The sequence below is a fragment of the Salipiger sp. ABN3_019 genome (genome assembly GCF_056158605.1).
Window position 1 is genome coordinate 2,776,346 of record NZ_JBSWTP010000009.1, and the last position, 19,062, is coordinate 2,795,407.

The window sequence follows — 19,062 nt, forward strand, 5'->3', positions numbered from 1 at the left end:
GCAGAGCCGTGCCGGTTTGGCGCAAGAGCGCCACAGCACGCGGGCGCGCACAACGAAAAAGGCGACGCGAAGACCCGCGCCGCCTGTGTGTGACGTTCCCCCAATGAGGAATTTGTAGCGCCTCAGCCGCGCCGCTCGGGACGCCCCGGCACGCCATCATCGGCCAGCGCGCGGTTGCGGTAGCGGCGGTCTTCGGTGACATCCGCTCCGAACCAGTCGGGCGGAGTGAAGGCCCGTGCCGCCTCTGCGCTGTCGAACTCGACCTCCACCAGCACCAGCGGCGCCAGCGTCCCGGTGAAGACATCGAGCTCGAACCCCGTGCCATCGGGCAGCGCGCCCACATAGCGTGTCTTTTCGAGCCGTCGCCCCTCGGTCGCGGGCCAGAGCGCCTCGAACTGCGCGGCGTCGATCTCGATCTCACGCTCCATGCGCACCAGCCCGCCTTCGGACTTCAGCGTCAGAAAGAAAGCCCCGCCCTTCTCGCGCAGGCGCAGTTCCACCGAGTTGCCCGCCTGGGTGACATAGCCCTGCCGGACCGGCTTTGCCTTCAGTTCCTCCAGCACCGGCAGTTGCGCCACAAGAAACTTGCGCTCGATCTCCACGGCTTCGGTTGCGTCGGTCATTTCAGGACCCTCTTGCTCAATTCGTCATGCAGCGCCGTATAGGCCGCGCTGGCGGCGCTCGACGGCGCGGTCGCCATCACTGGCGCACGATGCACCCCCATGCGCTCGACATCCGAGGTGAAAGGAATGCTCGACTTCATCAGACGCTTGCCGTGCTCGGCGCGCATCTCGTCCATGGTCTCGCCATGCAGCGACTTCACCCCCTGCACCATCGAAAAGAACCCGTGCAGCTTTTTGGGGCTCAGGTCATGGTCGCGGAAGAACTCCTGCAACTGCTCGAACGTGCGCTGCGACAGGGTCGTGGGAATGACCGGCACGACGATCGCATCGGACGCGCGAAAGACATTTTCGGAAAGGGTCGAGATGTTCGGCGGGCAATCCAGCAGGATCACGTCGTAATCGCCCTTCACCGCCTTCAACGCCTTCTTCAGCCGCGAGCGCGAATTGCGCATACGGGCGAGGAACACGTCGAAGTCGCGGAAGGTCATATTGGCGGGCAGGATGTCGAGATTGTCGAAATCGCTGCCCCGGATCGCCTTGGTGAAGCGCTGCACGTCCTCAAAGAACTTCGCCTCGGTCAGCTTCTTTGAGGGTTTCACGCGAAAGTAGAAGCTCGACGCGCCCTGCGGGTCGAGATCGCACAGCAGCACCCGGCGGCCGCCCTGCGCCAGCGCATAGGCAAGGTTCACCGAGGTCGCGGTTTTCCCGACGCCGCCTTTGTTGGAATAGCAGGCGATGATCTTCATTTCTTTCCTCCGTGAAACAGCTCGCGGAACGTCATTTGAGTCTCGGCGCTGTTGAACGTCGCGAAGCTGCCGACGACCTTGGCGCGCTCTGCCAGCTGCCGCTCGTGCAGCACGAGGATCAGCGCGCCAACGCTTTGCGCCACCTGCAGATTGCCGCTCTCGCCGCTGTCTTCGAGCCGCCTCAGGAAGTCGATAAGGCTGCCCTGCTGCACCGAGTAATCGTTGAAAAGACCAAGGTTGTCCTGCAGGCGCTTCAGCGGCTTGATCAGCTTTTTGAACCGCCCTGCGGGAAACAGCGGGCCGAAGAACTCCATGAGATAGCGCAGTTTCTTGCAGTGGATGCGCAGCTCATGCACCTCGTGGTCCGGCGTTGCATCGTCAATCGCCTCGGCGATGGTGCAGATCTTGCGGTAGCGTTTCCAGATCAGCTTGCAGGCGAAATCATAGGCCGGAAGATCCGCGCGATCGCCGCGCTGCAAGGCCTTGCGCTTGTCGAACATCTTGCCAAGCGCGGTGATCTCCTTGCGGTAACCGGTGCTACGCAGATGTTTCGCCAGCCCCGCCTGCGCGGCGGTGCGTTCCTCGGCGAACAAGGCGAACATCCGGTCGAGCCCTTCGTGCAGGTTCGCCGGCAGCATTGTATAATAGGCATCCTTCTCGAGCAGATAGACATCGAGATCGCGCAGCCGCCCGGTCGGTTCCATCAACGCCGAAAAGCGCGCTTTCAGCTCGGCGGTCTGCTCGTCCGCATAAACGCCCTTGAACAGGCTCAGCACCGAGCGGATTTTGCGCAGCGCGATGCGGTAGTCATGCAGGAACTCGGTGTCGTCATCGGCGATCACCCCGGCCTCATTGGCGCGCGCCACGGGAAGATAAGCGGCGATGATATCGCTGGCGGCGTCAAAGGCCTCTTCCTGCCCGTCCATCGGCACCTCGGGCTTGGCCACATAGGCCGACTGGCCGGGGAACAGCAGATCATAAAGCGCGCCATCCTCCAGCGCCGCGCCGCCCAACCCTTCGACCAGCTTCTGCAGCCGGGTCAGCGCCTTGTCGTAGCCGCGCAGCCCCTGCAGGCGGGCAATCGTCACGCGCGCGCCCTCCGTCGCTTCGAGCACCCACAAAAGCGCCCGCGCCTGCGTCTTTTCTTCGTCATCGAGCAGCGCCAGCTCGCCCCGGCGCATTTCGCCCGCGCCGACCGGCAGCAGGCAGCGCAGTGGCGAAAGGTCGGACAGGGCATGCTTCACCGAACCCTCGGAGAACTCGGCGACAAAGCGCCCCGCCCCCGCCGAAGACTGGCCAAGCACCCGCCCATCGGGCTCAAGCAGTTCAAACTGCTCCGCCACTTCGATCAGCACACGGCCACTCAGGCGCAATTCCTGATCGAAGGTATCGCGGATCAGGAAGGCGCTGCTCGCCTCCTGCCAGTTCAGCTGGGGGTTAAGACCGCCCAGATCGGCGGCATCGACCAGCGATGCCCCCTCTGCGGCCATGTCGGGGAGGAGGTAAAAGGCACCCTCGCCTTGAGTCATTTGGATTTCTTTCCGGCTTTACGCAGATAATCCTCGATCAGCGTCTCGACGATCTTCTGCACACTGCGATCCTCTTCGATGGCGCGCATCTTGAGCGCCTTGAGTGTCTTGCTGCTAAGCCGCAGGGACGTGTTCTTCTTCTCGTCCTTGGGCTTGATTTCCTTGGTCTTCGCCATGGCTGATACCCGCTAAAAGTGACGTCATGATTTCACTTTGAGCCAGCAAGCGCAACGCGATTTCCCGGCGCTGGCGCAACGGCAAGGCCACTGCGCTCTCCAAGCCGTGATCGCAGCCCGCCTCATGGGTGACACTTTCCCCGCAAAGGATTACATAAGCGCCTTGGCTGACACAGGAGATGCAGACCATGCGGAATCTTGTAGTATTTTTCGGGCTGGTGCTCGCCGCCGCCACCCCGGCCTCCGCGCAAAGTGACAAGGCGGCACGCTGCGAAACCTCGGCCAAGATGGTCATGGAAGCAGTGCAGGCGCGTAAGGACGGTATCCCGCAAAAGCGGACCGAGCGCGAATTGCGCCGGGCGCTGGATCGCGACTCGGGCGAGATGCTGGCGCAATGGATTTACTCGCTGCCCGAAAACCAGCTCACCCTCGATGTGGGCCGCAGCTGGGAACAGCAGTGTCTCTCGCAATGACGCCGCGCTGAGGCGCGCATGACGTGACCCGCACCCGCCCGCGTCGCCCTTCCGGTCGGCGCGGGCATCGGCTATCTGACACAAACACAAACGCGCGTGCCGAGCCGCATGGACTCGGCCTCCCTCTGCATTGATACTCCGAGCATGAGTTTACCACCCGGCTTCCTTGACGAATTGCGCACCCGAACGAGCCTGAGCCAGGTCGTCGGTCGCAAAGTCATGTGGGACACCCGCAAGTCCAATCAGGCCAAGGGCGACATGTGGGCGCCCTGCCCGTTCCATCAGGAAAAGTCTGCCTCTTTCCACGTCGATGACCGCAAGGGGTTCTACTACTGCTTCGGCTGTCACGCGAAGGGCGATGCGATCTCCTTCGTGCGCGAAAGCGAGAACGTCGACTTTATGGAAGCGGTCGAGATCCTCGCCCGTGAGGCAGGCATGCAGATGCCCGCGCGCGACCCGCAGGCCGCGCAGAAGGCCGACCGCCGCAGCCAGCTTGCCGAGGTGATGGAACAGGCGGTGCGGTTCTTCAGGATGCAGCTGCGCACCGGCGCCGCCTCCGAGGCGCGCGCCTATCTCGACCGGCGCGGGCTGACGCAACCGGTTCAGGACCGTTTCGAGCTTGGGTTCGCGCCCGAGGGCTGGCAGCACCTTTGGGACCATCTGCGCGGACAGGGCGTCGCCGAGGATCTGATCATGGCGGCGGGGCTGGCCAAGCCCTCGCAGAAGGGCCGCGCGCCCTATGACGTGTTCCGCAACCGCATCATGTTCCCGATCCGCGATGGCCGCGGCCGTGCCATTGCCTTCGGCGGGCGCGCCATGGACCCGCGCGACAACGCCAAATATCTCAACTCGCCCGAGACCGAGCTCTTCGACAAGGGCCGCAACCTTTACAACCACGCGCCCGCGCGCGAGGCGGCGGGCAAGGGCCAGCCGCTGATCGTCGCCGAAGGCTATATGGATGTGATCGCGCTCAGCGAGGCCGGGTTCGAGGCGGCGGTGGCGCCGCTCGGCACCGCCGTCACCGAGCATCAGATCGCGCTGCTCTGGCGCATCGCCGACGAGCCGGTGATCGCGCTCGACGGCGACAAGGCCGGCCTGCGCGCCGCCTATCGGGTGATCGACACCGCGCTGCCGCTGCTGATGCCCGGCAAGGGATTGCGGTTCGCCATCATGCCCGAAGGTCAGGACCCGGACGACCTGCTGCGCGCCAAAGGGCCGCAGGCGGTGAAGGCGGTGCTCGATCAGGCGCAGCCCATGGTGCAACTGCTCTGGCGGCGCGAGACCGAGGACAAGGTCTTTGACAGCCCCGAGCGCAAAGCGGCGCTCGACGCGACGCTGCGCGCGGCGATCAAGCGCATCCAGCACCCCGACCTGCGCCATCACTACGGCAATGAGATCAAGGAACTCCGCTGGCAGCTCTTCCGCAGCAAGCGCAGCGGCGATGGCGGAAACGGAGGCGGCAACTGGGGCGGGAAATCCGGCCAGCGTAGCCCGTTCCGCAGCGGTCAGCGCACCCAGAAATGGGGTCAGGCGGTCACCATCGCCCCCAGCGCCGCGGCGAAATCCTCTCTGCTGGTCTCGGCTGGCGAGGCTGCCGAGACCCGGCTGCGCGAGACCGTCATTCTCGCCGTGCTGCTGCGCTACCCGGCGCTACTGCCTGAGTTCGAAGGCCCGCTCGAGACCCTGCCCTGCAGCGATCCCGATCACGCCGCGCTGCGCGACCTGTTCCTGAGCGCAGGAACGACCGACCCGGAAATGCTTCAGGAAGACGCGGCGCAGAGAATCGGACCCGAGGCCCTTGATTCCCTCCTCGGGGCACGCCATGTGGCAGTGGTACCCTGCTTGCGACAGATCGGTGACGTTGAACTCGCCCGCCTCACGGTGGCCGAGGAATTCGCCAAGATCGCCGCGCAGGCGGGACTCGTGGCCGAACTCGCAGAGGCGCTGGAGGATATGGAGAGCCTCGCGGATGAAGCCCTGACCTGGAGGCTGGGACAGGCGGCACAGGCGCGCAATCAGGCGGTTATGAACCGTTCTGAAGACGATGTGGAATTCGAAACCGGGGCCAATGGGGCCCGGATGGACAAAGAAGAACGCAGCGCTTTCGACGCGCTGCTGCAACAAATTCGCTTTTCCAAGGGTCAGAACTAGATGACCATTTAGGGAAACTGGAGGAAAAACGGGTACACGGGTGGCCGAATCATTTGATTCCCCCCATGATTTGCAGAAACGAATCACTTCACTTGCGCGAGTGCCGGCCAGAACCGGCCCCTCCCTTTGACGGAGCACTTCATGGCAGCCAAAGACAACGACGACGCCAAGCCGGAAACTCAGGACGACGCACATAGCCTCGACATGAGCCAGGCCGCGGTCAAGAAGATGATCGCCGAGGCGCGCGAGCGTGGCTTTATCACCTATGACCAGCTGAACCAGGTTCTGCCGCCGGATCAGGTCAGTTCCGACCAGATCGAAGACGTGATGTCGATGCTCTCCGAAATGGGCATCCAAGTCACCGAAGAGGACGAGGAAGCCGAGGAAGACGCGGACAAGAACAAAGGCTCGACCGATCTGGTCGACGCCTCCAAAGGTCGTGACGTCGCGCTGTCGTCGGGCGGCTCGGAAAAGCTCGACCGTACCGATGACCCGGTGCGCATGTACCTGCGCGAGATGGGCTCGGTCGAACTGCTGTCGCGCGAGGGCGAGATTGCCATCGCCAAGCGGATCGAGGCTGGCCGCAACACGATGATCGCGGGCCTGTGCGAAAGCCCCCTGACCTTTCAGGCGATCACCATCTGGCGCGAGGAACTTCTCAGCGAAGAGATTTTGCTGCGCGATGTGATCGACCTCGAGGCGACCTTCGGCAATCAGCTCGACGAAGACGGCGAGCTGAACGAGCCGGTGGTGGACGCCGGCGCCGGTGGCGAGGCCGCGCAGAAGCCCAAGAGCAACGAGCCCGAGCTCGACGCCGACGGCAACCCGATCCGCAAGGATGACGACGAGGACGAGGACGATCAGGCCAACATGTCGCTGGCCGCGATGGAGACCGCGCTGAAGCCGCGCGTGCTCGAAACCCTCGATCTCATCGCCGCCGACTACGAAGCCCTGTCGGAAATGCAGGACGCCCGGATCAGCGCCACGCTGAACGAGGACGGCACCTTCTCGGAAGCCGACGAAGCGCAGTACCAGAAGCTGCGCTCCGAGATCGTTGTGATGGTCAACGGCCTGCACCTGCACAACAACCGCATCGAGGCGCTGATCGACCAGCTCTACGGCATCAACAAGCGCATCATGTCGATCGACAGCGCGATGGTGAAGCTGGCCGATCAGGCCCGCATCAACCGCCGCGAGTTCGTCGCCGAGTATCGTGGTCGCGAGCTTGAGCCGAACTGGATGGACCGCATGGCCGAGAAAGACGGTCGCGGCTGGCAGATGTTCATCGAGCGTTTCTCGGACAAGGCCGACGAGCTGCGCGCCGATATGGCGCAGGTCGGCCAGTATGTGGGCCTCGACATCAGCGAATTCCGCCGCATCGTCCAGCAGGTGCAGAAGGGTGAGAAAGAGGCGCGTCAGGCCAAGAAGGAAATGGTCGAAGCCAACCTTCGCCTCGTGATCTCGATCGCCAAGAAATACACCAACCGCGGGCTGCAGTTCCTCGACCTTATTCAGGAAGGCAACATCGGCCTGATGAAGGCCGTGGACAAGTTCGAGTATCGTCGCGGCTATAAGTTCTCGACCTATGCGACCTGGTGGATCCGTCAGGCGATCACCCGCTCGATCGCCGATCAGGCGCGCACCATCCGTATCCCGGTGCACATGATCGAGACGATCAACAAGCTGGTCCGCACCGGCCGTCAGATGCTGCACGAGATCGGCCGCGAGCCGACCCCGGAAGAGCTGGCGGAAAAGCTGCAGATGCCGCTCGAGAAGGTCCGCAAGGTGATGAAGATCGCCAAGGAGCCGATCTCGCTCGAAACGCCCATCGGCGACGAGGAAGATTCGCAGCTCGGCGATTTCATCGAGGACAAGAACGCGATCCTGCCGCTCGACAGCGCGATCCAAGAGAACCTCAAAGAGACCACCACCCGCGTGCTCTCTTCGCTCACCCCGCGTGAGGAACGGGTTCTGCGGATGCGCTTCGGCATTGGCATGAACACCGACCACACGCTCGAAGAGGTCGGCCAGCAGTTCTCGGTGACGCGCGAGCGGATCCGTCAGATCGAGGCGAAGGCGCTGCGCAAGCTCAAGCACCCGAGCCGGTCGCGCAAGCTGCGCTCGTTCCTCGACCAGTAAGCGCAAGGAGAGAGCCATGTCCTTCTGGTCACGTCTCTTTGGCGGCGGCGGTTCCGACACCGGCGCTGCCGCGCAGCCTCAGACCGAAGCGGTGGAATACAAGGGCTTCGTGATCTTCCCCGAGCCGCAGCCGACCGACGGGCAGTTCCGCATCGCCGCCCGGATCGAGGGTGAGGTGAACGGCGAGGTGAAGGTGCATCAGTTGATCCGCGCCGATGTCATCCGCGACCGCGACGAGGCGGTCGCCGCCTCGCTTCGCAAGGCGCAACAGATGATCGACGAACAGGGCGCGCGGATCTTCAGCTGAATCTTCAGCTGATCCCGCCTTCCAAGACTATAAAACGCCGTCCTTCGGGGCGGCGTTTTTTGCGTTCCGGGCCATGCGACGTTCACTCGCGCAGGTCCCGCCGCATTCGCCTCACAGACCGTAGTCCGACACCATGCGCGCCAGACCGTCGTCGAGCGAGACCTGCGGGCTCCAGCCGAGCAGCTGCCGCACGCGCGTGATGTCGAGAACGCTCGACTTCACCTCTAGGTCCGACGGTTTGCTGACGAGATTGAGGCTGCGCCCGGTGGCCGCCTCCATGCGCGCGATCAGACCGTTGAGCGTTGTCCCCTCCCCGGCCCCAAGGTTCAGGCGGGTGATCTGTTCAGGCAGATCGCGGGTCACCACCTGCGACACCGCACGGGTGAAATCATCCATATGCAGATAATCGCGCGAGGTCTCGCCGCTGCCGTAGACGGTGAACTCCGCGCCGGTGGCCAGCGCATCCAGCAAGAGCCGCATCACCCCCCGCTCGCGGCCGGGCATCGCCGTGCCATAAGGGTTGCCAAGGCGCAGCAGGGTCAGGCGAAAGCCATGCTGCGCGGCAAGAAACAGCAGCGCATTTTCTACCGACAGCTTGTGCAGCGCGTAATACCCCTTGGGCTGCGGCTCGCGCGTCTCGGCAATGGGAAGCTCTTCGGTGTCGCCATAGACGGCGGCGGTCGACAGATACACCAGATGCCCGCGCCAGCCCCGCGCCAGCAGCGCCTCGACGAAATCGGTCTGCGGCTCCGTCACCTCTCGGTTCAGCGCGCCGATACTGTCGAACCTGCGCCGTGCGTCCGACAGTCCTGCGCAATGCACGATCGTCGCCCCCTCGTCCCCCGGAGCCAGCCAGCCCGGATGCAGCGCGTCGCTCACCTGCACATGCGGCAGCGCCGGTGCGCCCTCGGGCAGCGCGCTGCGCGAAATACCGGTGACCTCATGCCCCTCGGCATGCATGCGGCACAGGATCTCATAGCCCAGAATGCCGGCACAGCCCGTCACGTAAATGCGCATCGCAAATCCTTACCGTCACCTCTGCGGCCTGCACCCTGCGCAGCCGCTTCCTGCCTTCCGGGATAAAGGCCGCCGCCCGGCCCGGCAAGACGCCCGCACAGCGCATCACCGCAGAGCAAGCCCCCGATGCCACGCACGCCTTCACAGTTTCGCGGGCGTGACCCGATCCCCACGAAACCGCGCGAAATCAACCGGCAGGCCGTGCTTCTTCGCGCAGCGCCTAGCCGCGTCAATTCCGCTGCGTTAAGGTGCGGGAACAGTTTCGCGAAAGGACAGTTCATTGCGCCTTCGGCATCATTCCATTGCCCTGAGCCTCGCCCTGAGCGCCGCCGCCCAGCCGGCCTCTGCCTTCGAGACGCTCAGCTTTGCATTTCCCGGTCTGAGCGAGGACATTCAGACTCAGATCACCAATTATTCGGCGCTGGTCACCACCAAATCCGAAGACAAGACCGAGGGGCCCGACGTGATGGCGGCGGCGCTGTCGGACTATGGGATCATTGTCGAGACGCTCTATGGCGCGGGCTATTACGCCCCCGAAGTATCGATCCGCATCGACGGGCGCGAGGCGTCGGAGATTCCGCTGCTGTCCACACCGCAGAGCGTGAACCGTGTCGATGTGCTGGTGCGCCCCGGCCCGCGTTTCCAGTTTGGCCACACCGATGTCACGCCGCTGGCGCCCGAGACCGATCTGCCCAGCGATTTCAAACCCGGCGAGCGCGCCAAGGCCACCACGATCACCAGCGCCGCGCAGGCGGCGGTGGATGGCTGGCGCAACGTCGGCTACCCCAAGGCCGAGCTGACCCGCGAAGATGTCACCGCCAACCACGCCGCGCGCCGCGTCGATGTGGATATGGGCGTGACCACCGGCCCGCGCCTGCGCTTCGGACGGATCGACACCGATGGCACCAGCAAGGTGCGCACCGCCGCGCAGCGCCGCATCGCAGGCATGCCGACGGGCGAGATTTACGACCCCGAGGAAGTTGAGGACGTGGTCGACCGGCTGACCCGCACCGGTGCCTTCGCCACGGTCACCCTGCGCGAGAAAGACACGCCGAACCCCGACGGCACGCTTGATTACACGCTCGACGTGGTCGACTCCAAGCCGCGCCGGATTGGCTTTGGTGCCGAGATCAGCTCGCTCGAAGGTCTGTCGCTGACCAGCTATTGGCTGCACCGCAACATCTTTGGCGGTGCCGAGCGATTGCGTTTTGATGCCGAGATCACCGACATCACCGACCAGAGTGACACGCTCGACTACACGCTGACCGGCAGGCTCGACGTGCCCGCCGCTGTCGGCCCGGACACCGACGCCTATTTTCAGACCGAGCTTCAGCACCTGCAAGAGCCCGCTTATGACCTCGACAGCATCGAGCTGACCACCGGTCTCACCCGGCAGCTGACCGACAATCTCTATACCGAGATCGGCATCGGCTATCTCTACTCGGAAACCACCGACGACCTTGGCGAGCGCACCTTCGAGCTGCTCACCCTGCCGGTCGAGGCGGAATACGATCGCCGCGATGACGAGTTTGATCCGCGCAAGGGCTACTACATCCTTGCCGACGCCACGCCCTTCCTGAACCTGCGCGATGATCCCAATGGCGCGCGGCTCTACGGCGATTTCCGCGGGTACTATGCCTTTGGCGAACGCCAGCGCACGGTGCTGGCCGGACGGCTGCAACTCGGCTCGGTGATCGGGCCGGACATCGACGAGACGCCTCCCGACTACCTGTTCTACTCCGGCGGCGCGGGCACGGTTCGCGGCCAGCCCTACCAGTCGCTGGACATCGACCTCGGCGACGGCGACTCGATCGGCGGGCGCAGCTTTGCCGGCATCTCTGGCGAGCTTCGGCAGGACATCGGCGAAAGCCTCGGCGCGGTGGTCTTCTACGACGCGGGTTATGTCGGGCGTGACAGCACCCCCGGCGGCGATGATGGCGAATGGCACGCGGGCGCGGGCATCGGCGTGCGCTACAAAACCGGGATCGGCCCGCTACGTTTTGATGTGGCCATGCCCGCCGGTGGCGACACCGGTGACGGCGTGCAGATCTACCTCGGCATAGGACAGGCATTTTGACCCTTCTCAAGCGTTTTTCCCTGCTGCTGCTCCTGCCGCTCATTCTGGCGGCCCCCCCTGCCCTCGCGCAGGAAGAGGATGAGGACAGCGGCGGCTTTCTCGAGCGTCTGATCGAGGACTCGCTCTCTGGCGCGGGCCGCGACGTCTCGATCACCGGCTTCCGCGGCGCGCTCAGTTCCGAGGCGACGCTGGAACGTATGACCATCTCGGATGACGAGGGGGTCTGGCTGGTGCTGGAGAATGCGACGCTGAACTGGCGCCGCACCGCGCTGCTGCGTGGCGCGCTGGTGGTCAACGAGTTGAGCGCCGAGCGACTGGTGGTGGAACGCGCCCCGGCGGCGGGCGAAGAGGCTCCCGCGCCTGAGGCGTCGGGCGATTTCGCCCTGCCCGATCTGCCCGTGTCGGTGAATGTGGGCGAGCTGAGCATTGCGCGCGTCGAGCTGGGCGCTTCGCTGCTCGGCGAGGAAGTGGCGCTTGAGGTCAATGGCTCTGCCCAACTGGCCGATGGCGAGGGCGAGGCCGACATTTCGATCAATCGCCTCGACGGGCCGCAGGATTCGCTGAAACTGGCCGGCAGCTACGCCAATGAAAGCGGCGCGCTGTCGCTCGATGTCTCGCTGGAAGAGGAAAGTGGCGGCATCGTCACCACCAAGATGGGCCTGCCCGGCGCGCCCTCGCTGAGCCTTGCGCTGCAGGGCGACGGCGAGCTTGACGATTTCACCGCCGATCTGCAGCTGGCCACCGACGGCGAAGAGCGCCTTGGCGGCCAGATCACCCTGCTCGGCAGCGCCGAAGAGGGCCGCCGCTTTACCGCAGACGTCTCGGGCGATCTGCGTCCGCTGCTGCCCGAGCAGCACCGCGAGTTCTTTGGCCCCGAGCAGTCGCTGCAGGTCGCGGGCCTGCAGGGCGCCGACGGGGTGCTTGATCTCGAAACGCTGGATCTGCAGACCGCCATGGTCTCGCTCACCGGCGCCGCGCGCATCGGTGCCGACGGCTGGCCGGAACTGCTGCAGCTTGATGGTGAGATCGCCTCGGATGACGGCAGCCCGGTGCGGCTGGCCATGTCGGGCGATGTCACCATGGTCGATCAGGCGACAATCAATCTCGACTACGACGCCTCGCAGGGTGAGGCCTTCACCCTCGACGTGATCGCCGAAGGCATCGACCGCCCCGATATGTCGCTTGCGCGTGCCGATATCGCGGGCCGCGGGACCATCCGCCGCAGCGCGGGCAATTCGCTTCCGGGTGGGGTCGAGGCACAGCTGACCTTTGATGCCACCGGGCTCGATTTTGCCGACGCCTCCATGGCCGACGCCGCGGGCGAGCAGCTTACGGGCGTCATGCAGATCGACTGGCAGGCGGGCGATCCGCTCTATCTGCGCCAGATCGACTTTGGCGGCGCGGGCCTTGCGCTTGCGGGCGACGTCACCTTCTCGGGCATCGGCAACAGCGGCAACATCATCATCGAGCCGGACCTGCAGATGCGCGCCGAGGACATCGGGCGCTTTTCCGGTCTGGCCGGACGCGAGCTTGGCGGCGACGCCAATGTCGCCGTCAAAGGCACGCTGGAGCCGGTCGCCGGGCGCTTCGACTTTACTGTCGACGGCCTCACCCGCGATCTGAAGACCGGTGTCGCGCAGGCGGACGGGCTGCTTGCTGGCGAGGTGGAGCTTTTCGCCTCTGCCGTGCGCAATGAAGAAGGCACCGAACTGCGGCGGCTCGACCTCTCGGGCGATGGCCTCAAGGCGGTGGCCGAGGCCAAGCTGCAGACCGGCGGCAGCACCGGCAGCTTCGACATTTCGCTGCCCGACCTGTCGCTGGTCGAGGCGGATATGGCCGGCGCGGCGCAGCTTTCGGGCACGCTGACCGAAACCCCGGACGCCTATCTTCTCGATTTCACCGGCAGCGCGCCGGGCGGCACCGACCTTGATGGTCTGCTGACCGCCAGCAAGCTCGAAGATGGCACCATCGGCAGCATTGGCTTCGAGGGCGACGCGGCGGCAGAGGATCTGGCCGCCTACGCCCCACTCGCCGGGCGGCCTCTGGCGGGCGCGGTCGATCTGAACACCGATGTCACCTACACGCTCGACGGTGGCGCGATCGACGCGGTTCTGGACGGCACTGTCGCCAATATCGAGACCGGCATCGAACAGCTCGACGGGCTGCTGACCGGCAGCGTCGATCTCGACGCCTCAGTGAACTACGACAGCGACCGCGTGCTGATCCGCGAGCTGACCGTCGACGGTCAGGCCGTGCAAGTCAACGCCGAGGGCGAGGTCTATACCGCCGCCCTGCTGGGCGGCACCCCCTCTGCCAATGCGGGCCTCAGCAACGCCAGCTTTGACATTCGCCTGCCCGATATGTCGCTGATCCAGCCCGGCATCACCGGGCCCTTCGCGGCCACCGGCACCCTGCAGGAAGAGGCCGACAGCTACCGGCTCGACATCGACGCCAACGGCCCCGGCGGTGTGGCGATCAACGGCCTCGCTGAAGCGGGCAAAGAGGCGGATGGCAGCATCGGCACCGTGTCGTTCGACGGCAACGTGGCGGCGGATGATCTGTCGGTCTACGCCGGGCTTGCGGACCGCCCGCTGGCCGGCGCGCTCGATCTGACGGCCGATGTGACCTACGACATGCAAAGCGGCGCCATCGACGCGGTGCTCGACGGCTCGACCCGCGATATCGGCACCGGCATCGCGCAGGTCGACGGGCTGCTGACCGGCACCGTCGATCTCGACGTCTCGGCTGCCTATGACACCGAGAAGGTCGAGATCCGCCAGCTTGAGGTGAACGGTCAGGCGATCCGGGCCACCGCCGAGGGCGAGGTCTATACCGCGGCCCTCATGGGCGGCACCCCCTCGCCCGACGCGGGCCAGAGCAACGCGAGCTTTGACATTACCCTGCCCGACATGTCGCTGATCCAGTCCGGCGTGACCGGCAGCGCCAATGTGAACGGCCAGTTGCAAGAGACCGATGGCAGCTACCAGCTCGACTTCACCGCCTCCGGCCCCGGCGAGACCACGGCGCAGGGCCGCGTCACCGCCGAGAAACTGGATGACGGCAGCGTCGGCACGGTGGCCTTTGACGGCAACGCCTCGGTCGCCTCGCTGGCGGCCTACGCGCCGCTGGTTGGCCAGCCGCTCTCGGGCGGCGTCAGCTTCGATGGCGATGTGTCCTATAACTTGCCCGACGGCAGCCTCTCGGCGAACGGTCAGCTCAACTCCAGCAACCTGCGCCTTGGCATCCCCACCGCCGATCAGTTGGTCGGCGGCGATGGCAGCGCGACGGTGCAAGTCACCCGCGACGCCAATGGCGTGCTGACGATCCAGCAACTTGATGTGCAGACCGGCGAAGTCACCGCTTCGGCCTCGGGCAGCTACGGCGGCGAAGGCTCGAGCATCAGCTACGAGGTGGCGCTGCGCGACCTTGGGCTGATCGTGCCGCAGCTTCCGGGCCGCGCCACCGCGCAGGGCACGCTGGCAGCGAATGGCGGGCAGTACCAACTGCAGACTTCGCTCACCGCGCCCGGCGGCACGCAGGCGCAAGTCTCGGGCAGCATCGCGCAGGACTTCGGCACCGCCGATCTGGCAATCACCGGCAATGCGCCGCTGGCGCTGGCCAATCAGGTCGCCGCGCCGAACCTGCTGTCGGGCAATGCCAATATCGACATGCGGCTCAGCGGCCCGCTGGCGGTGAACTCGCTGTCGGGCAATGTCACGGTGAACGGCGCGCAGGTGATCCTGCCCGGGCCGGGGCTCGAACTGACCGGGCTGAACCTCAACGCAAATGTCGGTGGCGGTCAGACCACGCTCACCGCCTCCACCGCGCTGGCCACCGGCGGGCGCATCGAGGTGAACGGCACCATCGGCATGAGCGGCAGCTACCCGGCCGATCTGGCCATCGCGCTCAACCAACTGGTGCTAGAGGATCAGCGGCTCTATCAGGTGCAGCTTGGCGGCAACGTCAGCATCTCTGGCCCGCTGCTCACCGGGCCTACGATCGGCGGCGAGATCCTCATCGACAACGCCGAGATCCGCATCCCCGAGACCGGACTTGGCCCAAGCAGCCGTGGCTTTGTGCTACACCACATTCAGGAACCCGCCGGATCGCGTGTCACGCGCGCCCGTGCCGGGCTGCTGGACGAGGCCGAGAGCGACGGCGGCGGGTCGAGCTATTCGATCCCGCTCGATGTGGTGATCCGCGCGCCGCAGCAAATCTTCGTCCGCGGTCGTGGTCTCGACATGGAGCTTGGCGGCGCGCTGCGCGTGACCGGCACCTCGAACGACATCATCACGCAGGGCCGGTTCGATCTGATCCGCGGCCGGCTGGACATCCTCGGCCAGCGCCTGACGCTCGACACCGCGTCGATGGCGCTGACCGGCGATTTCATCCCGACACTGGATATCGCCGCCACCTCCGAGGTGGAAAGCACCACCGTGACGGTCAGCATCACCGGGCTGGCGACCTCGCCCGAGGTCGATTTCACCTCTGACCCCTCGCGCCCCGAGGAAGAGGTTCTGGCGCTGCTGCTGTTCGGGCGCGACCTGACCGAGATCTCGGGCTTCCAAGCGTTGCAGATCGCCGCGGCGATCAACACGCTGGCGGGCGGCGGCTCGGGCGCGGTGGACAACTTGCGGCAGGGCTTCGGGCTGGATGACCTCGACGTCACCACCAATGACGAGGGCGAGGCCGGGCTGCGCTTGGGCAAATACATCTCTGACAACATCTACACCGATGTCGAGGTGGATTCCGGCGGCGACAGCGCGGTGAATCTCAACATCAAGATCACCCCGAGCCTGAAGGCCAAGGGCAGCGTCACCTCGGATGGTGACAGCACGCTCGGCATGTATTTCGAACGCGATTACTGAGCCGCGTCGCCGATCAGCACCAAAAGCAAAGGGGCGCCCGCAAGGACGCCCCTTTTCGGTTGCAGACCGCATCGGGTCACAGATGGTCTAAAGCGCCAGAGCCGCCCTCACGTCATCCAGCGTCACTGCACCCGGCGCCGCGCCCTCGCGCACCAGCCGCGCCGCCAGCGCATTGAACCAATCGTTGCCCGGTGTCGGCACCCCGTGCAGACGACCCAAAAGCGAGATCTGGCCATTGAGGTAGTCGGTCTCGACCGAACCCGCGCCGCGCGCGAGGCTCTGCGCGGTGGAACTGCCTACACGGGTGACACCCGGAACATCGACGATCTTTAGCTGCGCATCGCGCGCCGCATCGCCCTTGGCCGGATCCGCCCAAGCGATCCCCGCCGCGGCAAAGACCGCCTCGGCTTCGGCCTTCAGCGCCGCGTTGATGGCAGCGGCGTCGGCCTCCTGTCCAAGCGCAGCGCCGACGATGTTGCTAAGGTTCATCAGCAGCTTGCCGTATTTGAACGTCATCACCCCATCGCGCACCGCCGAGGGGAAGCCCGCCGCCTCCAGCCGCGACACCAGCACCGCATCCGCGTCGTCCGAGCCCGAGGGATAGCGCCCCACATCGAAGGATCCGCAGACCGGCGCGCCGTAGCAGACCACTTCGCCGGGCTGCACGAAATCGGCGGGCAGCATCACGGTGACCCCATGCACATTGGGGAAGTAGCGCAGCGCCAGCCGCTCGTTCTCGACCCCGTTCTGGAAGCAGAAGATGTGCTGCCTTTGCGCCCCGGCCTCGCGCAGTTGCGCCAGCGCAGCCTCAGTGTGCTGGGTCTTCACGCACAGGATGATCACGTCATCCTCGCGCAGCCCAGCCTCCTGCGGCGTCGCCACACAGGGGAAATTGGCGTGGCGCGGCCCTTCGGGCGTGCGCAGCGTCAGCCCGCCCGCCTTGATCGCTGCCAGTTGCGCGCCGCGCGCGATGCCAATCACATCCTCTCCGGCTTCGGTCAGCGCGACAGCGAGCGTGCCGCCTACCGCGCCGACCCCAAGAATGACGAAGCGGCTCATTCCACTGCCTCGGCCAGCGGCAGCCCCCCGATCTGCGCCAGCAGCGTGACGATCTCATCGACGCCCTTGCCGTGCTTGACCTGCGCAAAGACGAAGGGCTTGCCCGCGCGCATCCGCGTGGCATCGCGCTCCATCACCTCGAGCGAGGCACCCACATAGGGCGCGAGGTCGGTCTTGTTGATGACGAGGATGTCGGACTTGGTGATGGCCGGGCCACCCTTGCGGGGGATTTCCTCACCCGCGGCGGTGTCGATCACATAGATGGTCACATCGGCCAGTTCCGGCGAGAAGGTCGCCGAGAGATTGTCACCGCCGCTTTCGATCAGGATCAGGTCGAGGTCGGGAAACGCTTCGTTCAGCTCGGCGATGGCGGCGAGGTTGATCGAGGCATCCTCGCGGATCGCCGTGTGCGGGCAGCCGCCGGTCTCGACCCCCTTGATCCGGTCGAGCGGCAGGATCTGCTGGCGCATCAGCTCTTCGGCGTCTTCGCGGGTGTAGATGTCATTGGTCACCACGGCCATCGACAGCCGGTCGCGCAGCGCGCGGGCAAGGGCTGCGGTGAGGCTGGTCTTACCGGCGCCCACGGGGCCGCCGAGACCGACGCGAAGGGGTCCGTTGGGGGAAGTCATGTCGTCTCCGTCACAATTGGTGTCACGATCTGAAGATACGGGAGTAGAGCGCCTCATGGCGCTGGCTGGCAATGTCCGAGACCGGAGAGAAGCCGCCGATCTCGTCAAGCGAGGCGGTCATCGCCTGCGCTGCCAGCGCCTCGCACAGCGGCGAGAGCGCGCGCACGACGCCCTGCCCCTCGGTCTGGCCAAGCGGGATCAGGCGGATGCCGGCAGCGGCAAGGTTCGAAGCGAAGGCCTGCAGGTAGAGCTGCGCGGCGGGCAGCAGCGGCAGCTCCAGCGCCCGCACCGCCTGCCCCACGGCGACCGGATAGGGCGCGGGCAGGATGTCCACCTGCCAAAGATCGCGCACCGTGCTGGCAAAGGCCTCGCCCTGTTTCACCGTCTCGAGCCGCCGCTCGGCCGATGGTGAGAGCGCGGTGGCAAGCTCGGCCAGTTCCGTCGCATCGCCGCCCTGCGCCACATGCGCCAGCAGCACCACGTCGCTCCAGCCCGCGCCATGACGCAGCACCGCCTCGAGCCAGCCCTGAAGCTGCGCGGCGCTGGTGATGCGCCCCTCCTGCACCAAGGTCTCGAGCCCGTGCGAATAAGCAAAGGCCCCCACCGGGAAGGAGGGCGAGAACAGCTGGTGCAGCGTCAGCAGCGGATCAGTGGTCATGCGTGTGCGCGGAACCGTGAGAGTGGGAGTGCTCGTGGGAGTGATCATGGGAATGATCGTGCCCGTGGCTGTGCGCATGCGAATGGTCGTGGCCATGGGTGCGGCCATGCCCATAGGCGCCGCCCTCGGGGGTGAAGGGCTCGAGCACCTCTTCCACCGTCGCACCGATATGGGCCAGCATGTCGCGGATCACGTGGTCGCGCTGGATCAGCAGCCGCGCGGCTTCGATCTGGCAAGGCGTGTGACGGTTGCCGATGTGCCATGCGAGGCGCGGCAGGTCGGCGCCGCTCACCGCCAGCAACGGCTCTGCCGCTGCCGCGACGCGCACCGCCCGCCCATCGGTCAGCACGAAGGCGTCGCCCTCGTCGAGGCTTTCGGTATGCGCCAGATCCACAAGGAAGCTTTCTCCCTGATCGCTCTTCAGCACCTTGCGGCGCAGGAAGCGGTCTTCGTAGCTGAGCGTGACGCTCAGCGGTGCATCGGGATGCGCCTCGGACGCGGCGCCCTTCCGGGCGATCTCGTGGGACACGGGTAATGCGGGCGCGGGGGAGGTCATGGGAAGGCTCCGTCGGTCTTCAGGATTGCGCCAGCAACCTCGTCCCAACCGCCG

The 19,062-nt window shown here is 65.6% G+C and carries 15 protein-coding genes; 6 read left to right on the forward strand and 9 right to left on the reverse strand.

Annotated features, from left to right (window positions below):
- Positions 1-122 precede the first annotated feature (122 nt).
- From ACXAD2_RS21630 to ACXAD2_RS21645, 4 genes are read right to left on the reverse strand one after another with little or no spacing between them, the layout of a single operon-like run.
- The gene (locus ACXAD2_RS21630; protein WP_475174586.1) at positions 123-623 is read right to left on the reverse strand and encodes a CYTH domain-containing protein; all 501 of its coding nucleotides are present in this window, start codon (positions 621-623) and stop codon (positions 123-125) included.
- A complete protein-coding gene (locus ACXAD2_RS21635; protein ID WP_066101546.1) occupies positions 620-1,369 on the reverse strand; it encodes a ParA family protein in 750 nt (249 codons plus the stop codon). Before ACXAD2_RS21635 ends, ACXAD2_RS21630 begins: the two co-directional genes overlap by 4 nt.
- Positions 1,366-2,898 (reverse strand): CHAD domain-containing protein, encoded by a 1,533-nt coding sequence (locus ACXAD2_RS21640; protein WP_475174596.1) that lies wholly within the window; start codon positions 2,896-2,898, stop codon positions 1,366-1,368. Before ACXAD2_RS21640 ends, ACXAD2_RS21635 begins: the two co-directional genes overlap by 4 nt.
- Positions 2,895-3,074 (reverse strand): hypothetical protein, encoded by a 180-nt coding sequence (locus tag ACXAD2_RS21645; protein ID WP_475174599.1) that lies wholly within the window; start codon positions 3,072-3,074, stop codon positions 2,895-2,897. The genes ACXAD2_RS21640 and ACXAD2_RS21645 overlap by 4 nt, the downstream gene beginning before the upstream one ends.
- Before the next feature lie 188 nt (positions 3,075-3,262).
- On the opposite strand from ACXAD2_RS21645, the gene ACXAD2_RS21650 reads away from it, so the two are divergent.
- The 4 genes from ACXAD2_RS21650 to ACXAD2_RS21665 all read left to right on the forward strand — a co-directional run bounded on the left by ACXAD2_RS21650 (position 3,263) and on the right by ACXAD2_RS21665 (position 8,144).
- Positions 3,263-3,547 (forward strand): hypothetical protein, encoded by a 285-nt coding sequence (locus ACXAD2_RS21650; RefSeq protein ID WP_066106624.1) that lies wholly within the window; start codon positions 3,263-3,265, stop codon positions 3,545-3,547.
- A 144-nt stretch (positions 3,548-3,691) separates the two neighbouring features.
- The gene (gene dnaG / locus ACXAD2_RS21655; protein WP_475174602.1) at positions 3,692-5,698 is read left to right on the forward strand and encodes a DNA primase; all 2,007 of its coding nucleotides are present in this window, start codon (positions 3,692-3,694) and stop codon (positions 5,696-5,698) included.
- A 141-nt stretch (positions 5,699-5,839) separates the two neighbouring features.
- Entirely contained in the window at positions 5,840-7,837 is a 1,998-nt protein-coding gene (rpoD, locus tag ACXAD2_RS21660; protein ID WP_475174605.1) for an RNA polymerase sigma factor RpoD, read from the forward strand.
- A 16-nt stretch (positions 7,838-7,853) separates the two neighbouring features.
- A complete protein-coding gene (locus ACXAD2_RS21665; protein ID WP_475174607.1) occupies positions 7,854-8,144 on the forward strand; it encodes an HlyU family transcriptional regulator in 291 nt (96 codons plus the stop codon).
- Positions 8,145-8,255: 111 nt separating this feature from the next.
- Here the strand turns inward: ACXAD2_RS21665 and ACXAD2_RS21670 are convergent, their stop codons facing one another.
- On the reverse strand, positions 8,256-9,161 hold the full coding sequence (locus ACXAD2_RS21670; protein WP_475174609.1) for an NAD-dependent epimerase/dehydratase family protein: 906 nt from the start codon (positions 9,159-9,161) through the stop codon (positions 8,256-8,258).
- A gap of 280 nt (positions 9,162-9,441) precedes the next feature.
- Here ACXAD2_RS21670 and ACXAD2_RS21675 point away from each other — a divergent pair, with 280 nt between their 5' ends.
- Both ACXAD2_RS21675 and ACXAD2_RS21680 read left to right on the forward strand, forming a co-directional pair.
- The gene (locus ACXAD2_RS21675) at positions 9,442-11,238 is read left to right on the forward strand and encodes an autotransporter assembly complex protein TamA (RefSeq protein ID WP_475174612.1); all 1,797 of its coding nucleotides are present in this window, start codon (positions 9,442-9,444) and stop codon (positions 11,236-11,238) included.
- Complete coding sequence (locus ACXAD2_RS21680; RefSeq protein WP_475174614.1) at positions 11,235-16,106, forward strand: translocation/assembly module TamB domain-containing protein; 4,872 nt, start codon at positions 11,235-11,237, stop codon at positions 16,104-16,106. Before ACXAD2_RS21675 ends, ACXAD2_RS21680 begins: the two co-directional genes overlap by 4 nt.
- Positions 16,107-16,193: 87 nt before the next feature.
- On the opposite strand, the gene ACXAD2_RS21685 is transcribed toward ACXAD2_RS21680, so the two are convergent.
- Genes ACXAD2_RS21685 through ureE form a run of 4 tightly spaced genes read right to left on the reverse strand, consistent with a single transcriptional unit; the run spans position 16,194 to position 19,008 of the window.
- Complete coding sequence (locus ACXAD2_RS21685) at positions 16,194-17,165, reverse strand: ketopantoate reductase family protein (protein WP_475174617.1); 972 nt, start codon at positions 17,163-17,165, stop codon at positions 16,194-16,196.
- Entirely contained in the window at positions 17,162-17,794 is a 633-nt protein-coding gene (gene ureG / locus ACXAD2_RS21690) for an urease accessory protein UreG (protein WP_475174619.1), read from the reverse strand. The genes ACXAD2_RS21685 and ureG overlap by 4 nt, the downstream gene beginning before the upstream one ends.
- Before the next feature lie 22 nt (positions 17,795-17,816).
- Complete coding sequence (locus ACXAD2_RS21695) at positions 17,817-18,452, reverse strand: urease accessory protein UreF (protein WP_475174621.1); 636 nt, start codon at positions 18,450-18,452, stop codon at positions 17,817-17,819.
- Positions 18,442-19,008 (reverse strand): urease accessory protein UreE, encoded by a 567-nt coding sequence (gene ureE, locus ACXAD2_RS21700; protein WP_475174626.1) that lies wholly within the window; start codon positions 19,006-19,008, stop codon positions 18,442-18,444. Before ureE ends, ACXAD2_RS21695 begins: the two co-directional genes overlap by 11 nt.
- Positions 19,009-19,062 lie beyond the last annotated feature (54 nt).

Excerpts from the sequence above, each read along its gene's own strand:
- ACXAD2_RS21630 (WP_475174586.1), bottom strand. The coding sequence starts at position 623 with ATGACCGACGCAACCGAAGCCGTGGAGATCGAGCGCAAGTTTCTTGTG.
- ACXAD2_RS21635 (WP_066101546.1), bottom strand. The coding sequence starts at position 1,369 with ATGAAGATCATCGCCTGCTATTCCAACAAAGGCGGCGTCGGGAAAACC.
- ACXAD2_RS21640 (WP_475174596.1), bottom strand. The coding sequence starts at position 2,898 with ATGACTCAAGGCGAGGGTGCCTTTTACCTCCTCCCCGACATGGCCGCA.
- ACXAD2_RS21645 (WP_475174599.1), bottom strand. The coding sequence starts at position 3,074 with ATGGCGAAGACCAAGGAAATCAAGCCCAAGGACGAGAAGAAGAACACG.
- ACXAD2_RS21650 (WP_066106624.1), top strand. The coding sequence starts at position 3,263 with ATGCGGAATCTTGTAGTATTTTTCGGGCTGGTGCTCGCCGCCGCCACC.
- dnaG (WP_475174602.1), top strand. The coding sequence starts at position 3,692 with ATGAGTTTACCACCCGGCTTCCTTGACGAATTGCGCACCCGAACGAGC.
- rpoD (WP_475174605.1), top strand. The coding sequence starts at position 5,840 with ATGGCAGCCAAAGACAACGACGACGCCAAGCCGGAAACTCAGGACGAC.
- ACXAD2_RS21665 (WP_475174607.1), top strand. The coding sequence starts at position 7,854 with ATGTCCTTCTGGTCACGTCTCTTTGGCGGCGGCGGTTCCGACACCGGC.
- ACXAD2_RS21670 (WP_475174609.1), bottom strand. The coding sequence starts at position 9,161 with ATGCGCATTTACGTGACGGGCTGTGCCGGCATTCTGGGCTATGAGATC.
- ACXAD2_RS21685 (WP_475174617.1), bottom strand. The coding sequence starts at position 17,165 with ATGAGCCGCTTCGTCATTCTTGGGGTCGGCGCGGTAGGCGGCACGCTC.
- ureG (WP_475174619.1), bottom strand. The coding sequence starts at position 17,794 with ATGACTTCCCCCAACGGACCCCTTCGCGTCGGTCTCGGCGGCCCCGTG.
- ACXAD2_RS21695 (WP_475174621.1), bottom strand. The coding sequence starts at position 18,452 with ATGACCACTGATCCGCTGCTGACGCTGCACCAGCTGTTCTCGCCCTCC.
- ureE (WP_475174626.1), bottom strand. The coding sequence starts at position 19,008 with ATGACCTCCCCCGCGCCCGCATTACCCGTGTCCCACGAGATCGCCCGG.